This window comes from Micromonospora sp. 4G55 (genome assembly GCF_016803375.1).
In genome coordinates, this window is record NZ_JAEVHN010000272.1 from 1 (window position 1) to 7931 (window position 7931).

The window sequence follows — 7931 nt, forward strand, 5'->3', positions numbered from 1 at the left end:
CCGGTACGCGACCTTGCTGATCGACGCGGTCACCCACCGCCGGATCGACGTGCTTCCTGATCGGAAGGCATCCACCCTGGCCGCGTGGCTGCGCGAACATCCGCAGGTGGAGGTGGTCTGCCGCGACGGGTCGGCCGTGTATGCCGAGGCCATCCGCGATGGTGCGCCGCAGGCGGTGCAGGTCAGCGACCGGTGGCATCTGTGGCACAACCTGGCCAAGGCGGTCGAGAAGACCGTGGCCGCGCACAGCCGCTGCTGGCACGGCAGGTCCAGCCCGCCCGGACCGGCCTCTGGACGAGCGCACTCGCGAGCGGCACGCGGCCGTTCATGCCTGCCGTCGTGTGGTCGCCGAGCGGCGGGTTCAACTCTGTTAGGACCACTGTGTGGGTTCCTCCTACAATCGGTGCCGATTTCAATATGTCGTGCAAGGTTGGGATGATGTACGGCGACGAGTCGGACTTCTGATGCACTAAGGGATCTTCAGCGATCGGGTGACAGTTGTTGACTTGACCCAGGCAAGGCCCTCGGACTGCTGCGCGAGATGTCTGACGTCTTAGTGCTCCAGCCGGGGTTGTTGACCTTGGCTGAGCTGCGGATCGATGCGGTGCGGGAATGAGGGCAGCCACCGTTGATCATGGACGGTTGTGTGGACTGACCATGAGGCAGCGGTGGCTGCCAGATACAGGGCAGACGCTAGCGGTGGCGGGTGTTGTTTGACGACCTGATGTTGACGGTCGGGCATCGTTTCCGCAGGCCGGAGCCGCGTCGCCAGGTGCGTGACTTCGTCCGGGGCTTGCTGGCGCCGTTACCGACGAAGAACTGCTGGACCATCGCGGAGCATGCCGGGGACGCCGGCCCGGACGGGATGCAGGACCTGCTGACCCGGGTGAAGTGGGACGACACCGCGGTCCGTGCCGACGTCCGCGCGTTCGTCGCCCGGCAGCTCGGTGAGGCTGACGCCGTGCTGGTCATCGACGAGACCGGTGACCTGAAGAAAGGACGGCACACCGTCGGCGTCCAGCGGCAGTACTCGGGCACGGCCGGGAAAGTCGAGAACTATCAGCTCGCCGTGCATCTCGTCTACGCCACCGAGGCTGCTCACGCGATGCTCGATACGGCCCTCTACCTGCCGAAGCCTTGGTGCGACGACCCCGAGCGGCGAGCCGAGACCGGCATCCTCGATACCGTGCGGTTGGCGACCAAGCCGCAACTGGCAGCCAGGATGATCGAGGCCGCGGTCACCGCCGGGCTGCCCTGCCGGTGGGCGGCCGGCGACGAGGCCTACGGCAACGATCCGCGCCTGGCCGCACGGCTACGTCAGCTGCGACTGGGCTACGTCCTGGCCGTGGCCCGCTCACATCAGGTGACCACCGGCCTCGGCACCTACCGCGTCGACGTCCTGGCCGCGAAGCTTCCCGCCACCGCGTGGCAGCGGGTGTCCGCCGGCCTGGGCGCGAAAGGCTACCGCTACTACGACTGGTCCTTCACCGCTCTGCCACACGCCGCCGACGGCCACGGCGGACACCACTGGCTGCTGATCCGCCGCAATCGCAGAACCGGCGAGCTGGCCTTTTACCGCTGCTGGTCACTCGAACCCGTCGCCTTGGGTGTCCTTGTCGCGGTCGCCGGCCGCCGCTGGAAGATCAAAGAATCGTTCCAAGCCGCGAAGACCGGACTCGGCCTCGACCAGCACCAACACCGCCGCTGGACCTCCTGGCACCGCTGGATCACCCTCGCGATCCTCGCCCACGCCTTCCTCGCCGCCGCGACCGCCGGCCACCGCCACCGCTACAACCCAGCCGATCTGATCCCGCTGACCGTCAACGAGCTACGCCACCTGTTCAACATCCTGATCATCGAACCCACCCGCCGCCGCACCGACCCGCTGCTCTGGTCCATCCGCCGACGCCGTCACCAAGCCCGACCCAAGACTAGCCACTACACCCGACAAGCCGGGACTGTGGGGGACTGTCTCGCTAACGGTGTTTTCGGCGATCTTGGTTAGTAGGTTTCAGCGGCCGGGAAGCGGTCGCTGAAGGTGATGGCGAAGGCGTTCAACGCGAGTTTCCAGCGCATCGTCCATCGGGTCCTGCCTGCTCCCGTGGGGTCCAGGGACCGGGTCACCAGGTACAGACACTTCAACGCGGCCTGCTCGTTGGGGAAGTGGCCGCGGGCCTTGACGGCCCGCCGGTAGCGGGCGTTGAGCGACTCGATCGCGTTGGTCGAGCAGATGACCGTGCGGATCTCCAGGTCGTAGTCGAGGAACGGGATGAACTTGGCCCGGGCGGCGGTGGCGTTGACCGCGGTGTAGATCGGCTTGATATCGCGCTTCAGCTCATCCCAGTACCTGCGCGACGTGAGGCGGAAGGTGTTGCGGATCAGATGGATCACGCACGTCTGCACCACCGTCTGCGGCCAGCCAGGGCATCGACGCGGCGAAGAAGATCAAGGGGCGCAAGCGGCACATCCCCACCGACACCCTCGGCCTGCTCCTGGCCGTGATCGTCACCGCCGGCGTCGGTGCAGGACTCCACCGCGGGCCGGCACCTGCTCGACACCGTTGCCGCCGATCACCCGGCCGGGCCAAGGCCTGGGTCGACGGCGGCTACAACACGGCCGTCCGCGCGCACGGCGCACGCCTGGGAATCGACGTCGAGGCGGCACCCCGCCCCGCCGGGAAGGGCTTCCACGTCCAGCCCGACGGTGGGTCGTGGAACGAACCTTTGGCTGGCTGATGCAGCACCGACGGCTCGTGCGTGACTACGAGACCCTTCCCCAACGCACCCGGGCGATGATCCATGGGGCCATGGCTAACACAATGAGCCGCTACCTCACCGGAGAATCCACCCCAACCTGGCGAAACGAAACCACCTAATCGGACCAACCTCACCAAGCGAGATCAGACGCCCTTTTAAAGGGTGGCTAGAATGTCAACCACAAAGAAGAGCGCTTCCCCCTTGGAGATGCCACTATTCGGCGGCGGGCTATCCCCATATGCCATTTCAGTCGGGATGATCAGAAGCACCCGATCCCCCACATTTTTGCCAGTCAGCCCTTCCTCGAAACCCTTGACGAGGACGCCTGCGCCGAGAGGATAGGCCCCCGGGTGCCCGGACTCCCAGGTGTTTTGGAAGACCTTTCGGTTAGCTAGCCCTAGCGCGAAGGAGTGCGCGATGATCGTTTGACCACTATTCACCTTAGGGCCAATGCCGAGGATGAGGTTGTCGGCGCGCAGTTTGCGTGACGGATTGAAGTCTTCTGGAACCGTTACTACGGGCTTGGATCCGGCTCGGCCCGTAACTCTTGGCATCGCGCTTCGCTGTGGTGGTGCCGCTCTACCCTGGCTAATGATACCGGGGTCAACGGATGCCGCTGCTAATACGTCGACGACGACAACTACGACGTCTTCGGCGTTCACGTTACGAGGAATGTGGCCACCAAACGCATCTCCAGCGCTGTCCGTCATCAGGATGCGACTGCCGACTCTAGTGCCAGGGATACCGCGATTCGCCAAGGGTGGGGAATCGGAGGCATTCAGCTGAAAAACCTGGGCGGCGTTCACACCTTTCTCATATGTACTGGAGGACTTTCCTTTTCCCCAGACCTGGGAGGTGACGTGAGCCTTGATGTAGTCGTTGCCTCCGACGTGCGGGCCATTACCTTCGCTTACAATCTTTTTCTGAAATCCCCTTATCGGAGATCCTGAGAATATGATCGCCGGCTTATCTCCAAATTTACCGCTGACCGTCGGCAGTTCCTTAGCCTCGGGGTCGCTGCATCCGGAGAGCGCAACAATTCCGATGATCAGCATCGCAGCAATTCGCGAGCGCATGTACCTTCCCTAGGATGCGACCGGGGCAGGGGTGTCCTGAGCCGGCCAAACCGTTGGCGGAGACGCCTATTGCTTGCTGCGGGTGCGCGGCCTGGACTAGCATGCCGCATGCCGCATGCCGCATGCCGCATGCCGCATGCCGCATGCCGCAGTAAGCGGTGCGTGACTCGCAGGTGACAGTAGGAGCATTCCATGATCTTCGCCTCAACGAATGAGTAGGGCCTACTCAGAAACCTTCGGCCTTACGTTGCTTGTCCGGCCAAGAGCTCGTTCGCTGGTTGGAGCCTCACGCCATAGAAGGGACTGGAACATCCAATTTCGCGTCGTGCTACGGACACTCGTACCCTCAAGCGCGTTGGTCTGGGAGGTCGCCGGCTAGGGGATCAAGAGCGCGAAACGGGCACTTGCTCTGCTCCCTGAGCTGCGTGGCGGCTTCGTCGGAGATCAATCCACCCGGTGACGCCTGTTACCTTCCAGTAGCTAGAGGTGCACCGCGTGCTCGCCATGGGGGTGTAGCGTCTCTTTCTCGAAGCCCTCCCGGATCACGGCCAGTTGAGTCGCGATGAACGGATCACGGATGACTGTGAGCAACTCCGAACTCACCTTGCGTAACCGCACCCTTGAAGAGGCCCGCGTCAACCGGTTGTATGCGTTCGGGACGGCGGATATCTTCCAGCGGCGGGCTGCGCGGCTACGCAAGAAGCTGAACATCCTCAACTACATTGGCATCGCGGTGCCACTCCTGGTTGGCGCTACCGTCATGTCCTTCGGTCCGGATATTGAGTGGCTCTCTATCGTCGGCATTGTCGGAGCGACCGTCCTGCTCGGGCAGATTGCCGTGTCCCTATGGTCGCTGATTGCTGGGTGGGTGGACCAACACGCCCATGCCAACGAGTCGGTGACCGTGAATAACGATCTAGTGCGCCGATACGACGAGCTGCTTGGCGGCCGCATCCCAGTCGGCCAACTCAAGACGCAATTCGGTCTAGTTCTCGCCGACGACCACAACCGTCGAGCGCTTGACACGCGGCAGAACCCGGCTGAGAAGGAAAAGCGTAGGGGCATGCGAGCGGCCCTGCGTCACTATCAACAACGCTGCGCGACCTGCAAGCAAATGCCGACCTCACTCAAGCCTTCTGACTGTGACACTTGCGGAAACTTCTAGCCGAGCGAGAAAGGGTGCAACTCGATGGACCAGCGTACATTGTTGGTATGGCGAGGAATTCTCAATCTTAACCCGCAACAACAACAGGAACTCGTTGACGAATGGAATAGCTACAACAGGAGCACCGCAGTGCAGCAACGCGAGAAGAAGGTTGCTGCAGAGTCCTTCCGCGTTGTGCTCGGGCCGGTCTCAGATGGAACGTGCACCTGCTGCGGCCGCTGATAGTCGCTCTGCGGCAGCAGACCGTTCAAGAATCAGCCGGGACGAAGCGGCGGCATGATCGTGCGCGAGCGGGCTGCACATCCTCCGCTGGCGACCAGCGCTGTCACCGCCCCAGGTAGGGCACGCGGTCTCCTCGACGCCGAAGTCCGCCTCAACAGAGGCGAGGTCAGCATCGTCAACCAGATCGCCACCCACGGCTACGAAACCCACCAGAAACGGCCCAAGAGCGACGCCGGCAACCGCGAGGTCATCCTCGACCCCGACACCGTCGCCGTCCTCACCGCCTACAAGGCCCGCCGCGCCGCCTGGCGTCTCTCCGCCGGGAAGGACTGGCCCGACACCGGGCTGTTCTTCGTCCGCCCCGACGGCAGAGCATGGCACCCCAACTCGGTCACTCAGCGCTTCCGCCGCCTCGTCAAGAAAGCCGGGCTGCCACCCATCCGACTGCACGACCTGCGCCACGGCGCCGCCACCCTCGCCCTCGACGCCGGCGTCGACATCAAAGTCGTCTCCGACCAACTCGGGCATTCCACCACCACACTCACCCGAGACACCTACCAGAGCGTGGTCAAACGCCTGCATCGCGAGGCAGCCGACGCCGTCGCCGTCAAGATCGCCACCAAACGGCGGCGTGGCGCGTGACGAGGTCTCCTACTGGACGCAGGCGGCGTCGGGTACCGAGGCCGGAGCCGTGTCGGGCAATGACCGCGGCGATGCCCTTGGCTCGCAGGCCCTGGCGGTAGCAGCCGTAGTCGTAACTTCAGTCAGCGTAGAGCCGATCGGGCCGCTGCCGGGGGCGGCCGCGGATGCTGTTGACCCGGGCGATGTTGTCGACCAAAGGCGTCAGTTGGGTGCGCGACCTCATTGGTCACTCACCACGACGCACCACGGCACATCGTGAACGATCAACCATTTCAAGATCGGCGGGCCACGCCCTAGACGGCCAGCCCTGGGCAAGACGCCGCGTGAAGCTCCTGGGACCCTCGCCGGCGTCCAAGCACAGCACCCCCGGCTCTGCCCGAGAGGCGTCGCTGCTCGAGTTGCTCCCGCCCTCACCCGCGCTTGCGATGGCTCTCGTTGAGACCCGATAACCCGACGATACTCGCGGCACGCGCATGCCTATCGTCGCTTGAAGGTCCCGTCGATGGAGACCGGTAGGAGATTGAGTACCAACTCCTCAGGACGCCATACTTCGGTAAAGGCATGATCGGCTGGTGGCGCGGCTGTCACGTGGCTGCGCTGCACCTTCATGCACCTGACTGGAACCAGTCAAAACGCCTGCGGAAGAATCAGGGAGGCGCCAGGTCTTGAGATCGGAAACAGCTGTCCCGACACCCTAATGGCGAGGGTTCCGAGGGGCAGGGCCCTAGGCGACTAAGCCGAGCTGAACTTGGAAAGGTCACACCATCCCCGTCATGGAGGAGATTGCCCCATGTATCCCAGCCGCATTGCATGTCTCGCGTTGGCCCTTGCTGGATCGATTCTGACGACGGCGGCGTGCGCCCAACCAACGACGAACCACGCGCCAGGCACGCCGAAAGCGACTAGCCACGCGCCAGGCACGCCGAAAGCCGAGGCAGCTCCGCCGGAGTGTCCGGGACCGGATCTGATTGCTGCGACGTTGGCGGCAACGCCCGATGAGGCCGAGCGTACCGTCAACGGTACCGTCATTCTTTGTCGCTATAACTCCGGGACCCTCGTGCGCTTTCAGCTGAACAGCAGCGCGGCAGCCTTCGCTCAAGGCCGGGCGGGGTTCGAAAGCTCGGGACAGCCGACCGCCCAAGTTGACGGTTTGCTCGATGAAGCCTTCTCAAGCAGCCTTGGGGGCGTGGGTACAACCAAACCGGTGAACACCTTGGTTGCCCGTAAAGCGGCAGTCGAAATCATGGTAAGTAGCCGGGCTCCGTTCGATAAGCAGCGCTCGCTAATTGAGAAGATCGCAGGAACGCTTTGAAGCGCGGCTTGAGTAGTGTGTGGCTGAGATCAAGTCCCTTGCGTGCCTGCAAGCCGATCTCCTCGTCGCACGCCCTTGGACGACGGGTAGCGCCGGCGGTCTGACGCGATGAAGACCACCGGAGGCCTTGCTCTGGAACGGAAGGGACGGCACTTGTGGTGTCCCTTCCCGTCTCGGGAAGAACTTCCGCCAGGTGCACGACCCGGTGGACCGACGAGTCGTCGTGAGGGAGCGCGCATACGGTCGATGTGGGCTCGGGAGTGTTCTGGTCACGTCTCGTAGTCACGAGCGAGTCGGCGGTCAAGCAAGCGAACGGCGGTGAAGCATCCTTCAGCCGTTAGTTCAAGCGGACGCGGAGCTCGGGTCGGTGAGCGAGTGGTGATGCGACGACTGGGCCAGGGCTCTTGCCGCCCACCCTTACCACGCACCAGCCGGGACATTCCCGGACGAGACGACTGCCAACCCCGTCGTCGCCCTGGCGTTGCTCCAGATTGCGGCACAATCGGCTCCGATCGTCAGAACGGGAGGTGAGATGCCGGTTCTCATCCTGGCGGGACCCGCGAGGGTCGCGACCTCGCGGCCCGTCTGAACGCCCAGCCCGGTCTGACGGTGATCACTTCGCTTGCGGGCCGGGTCGCCGAGCCGGTGCTGCCAACGGAGGGTCTGTCAAACGAACGGCTCTGGCGCAGAAACGGTGGTGACCCTGTCCTCTGTGGCCGGACGCGGTGCGGAAGGCTGACGCCGGTGTGACCTCGACC

Annotated in this window: 8 protein-coding genes and 3 pseudogenes; 9 read left to right on the plus strand and 2 right to left on the minus strand. The window is 64.0% G+C overall.

What is annotated here, in order from left to right; all coding sequences use genetic code 11:
* Together JNW89_RS20920 and JNW89_RS20925 are read left to right on the plus strand one after the other, a co-directional pair.
* Window positions 1–319 (plus strand): annotated as a pseudogene (locus JNW89_RS20920) (transposase); the annotation flags it as partial.
* Between the two features lie 405 nt (window positions 320–724).
* The gene (locus tag JNW89_RS20925; RefSeq protein ID WP_238450189.1) at window positions 725–2005 is read left to right on the plus strand and encodes an IS701 family transposase; all 1281 of its coding nucleotides are present in this window, start codon (window positions 725–727) and stop codon (window positions 2003–2005) included.
* On the opposite strand, the pseudogene JNW89_RS20930 reads toward JNW89_RS20925, so the two are convergent.
* Window positions 2002–2418: pseudogene (locus JNW89_RS20930) on the minus strand (transposase); the annotation flags it as partial. The gene JNW89_RS20925 and the pseudogene JNW89_RS20930 sit on opposite strands and share 4 nt — an antisense overlap.
* A gap of 8 nt (window positions 2419–2426) precedes the next feature.
* Here JNW89_RS20930 and JNW89_RS38915 point away from each other — a divergent pair.
* A complete protein-coding gene (locus JNW89_RS38915) occupies window positions 2427–2735 on the plus strand; it encodes a transposase (RefSeq protein WP_375155125.1) in 309 nt (102 codons plus the stop codon).
* Window positions 2711–2875: a hypothetical protein gene (locus tag JNW89_RS38920; RefSeq protein WP_375155124.1), complete on the plus strand. Its 165-nt coding sequence runs from the start codon at window positions 2711–2713 to the stop codon at window positions 2873–2875. The genes JNW89_RS38915 and JNW89_RS38920 overlap by 25 nt, the downstream gene beginning before the upstream one ends.
* 36 nt (window positions 2876–2911) lie before the next feature.
* Here the strand turns inward: JNW89_RS38920 and JNW89_RS20940 are convergent, their stop codons facing one another.
* On the minus strand, window positions 2912–3811 hold the full coding sequence (locus tag JNW89_RS20940; RefSeq protein WP_238450184.1) for an FKBP-type peptidyl-prolyl cis-trans isomerase: 900 nt from the start codon (window positions 3809–3811) through the stop codon (window positions 2912–2914).
* A 598-nt stretch (window positions 3812–4409) separates the two neighbouring features.
* Between JNW89_RS20940 and JNW89_RS20945 the strand changes: the two genes are divergently transcribed.
* The 5 genes and pseudogenes from JNW89_RS20945 to JNW89_RS38925 all read left to right on the plus strand — a co-directional run.
* Complete coding sequence (locus JNW89_RS20945; protein WP_238450185.1) at window positions 4410–4997, plus strand: mobilome CxxCx(11)CxxC protein; 588 nt, start codon at window positions 4410–4412, stop codon at window positions 4995–4997.
* A gap of 24 nt (window positions 4998–5021) precedes the next feature.
* Window positions 5022–5219 carry a hypothetical protein gene (locus tag JNW89_RS20950; protein WP_238450186.1) on the plus strand — a complete coding sequence of 66 codons (198 nt, stop codon included), beginning with the start codon at window positions 5022–5024 and terminating at the stop codon, window positions 5217–5219.
* A gap of 54 nt (window positions 5220–5273) precedes the next feature.
* On the plus strand, window positions 5274–5861 hold the full coding sequence (locus JNW89_RS20955) for a site-specific integrase (RefSeq protein WP_238450187.1): 588 nt from the start codon (window positions 5274–5276) through the stop codon (window positions 5859–5861).
* Window positions 5862–6651: 790 nt separating this feature from the next.
* Window positions 6652–7173, plus strand: a complete 522-nt coding sequence (locus JNW89_RS20965; RefSeq protein WP_238450188.1) for a hypothetical protein — start codon at window positions 6652–6654, stop codon at window positions 7171–7173.
* A 561-nt stretch (window positions 7174–7734) separates the two neighbouring features.
* Window positions 7735–7923: pseudogene (locus JNW89_RS38925) on the plus strand (hypothetical protein); the annotation flags it as partial.
* Window positions 7924–7931: the final 8 nt, after the last annotated feature.

Coding starts and splice junctions, on each gene's coding strand:
- JNW89_RS20925 (WP_238450189.1), top strand. CDS start 725: ATGTTGACGGTCGGGCATCGTTTCCGCAGGCCGGAGCCGCGTCGCCAG.
- JNW89_RS20940 (WP_238450184.1), bottom strand. CDS start 3,811: ATGCTGATCATCGGAATTGTTGCGCTCTCCGGATGCAGCGACCCCGAG.
- JNW89_RS20945 (WP_238450185.1), top strand. CDS start 4,410: ATGACTGTGAGCAACTCCGAACTCACCTTGCGTAACCGCACCCTTGAA.
- JNW89_RS20950 (WP_238450186.1), top strand. CDS start 5,022: ATGGACCAGCGTACATTGTTGGTATGGCGAGGAATTCTCAATCTTAAC.
- JNW89_RS20955 (WP_238450187.1), top strand. CDS start 5,274: ATGATCGTGCGCGAGCGGGCTGCACATCCTCCGCTGGCGACCAGCGCT.
- JNW89_RS20965 (WP_238450188.1), top strand. CDS start 6,652: ATGTATCCCAGCCGCATTGCATGTCTCGCGTTGGCCCTTGCTGGATCG.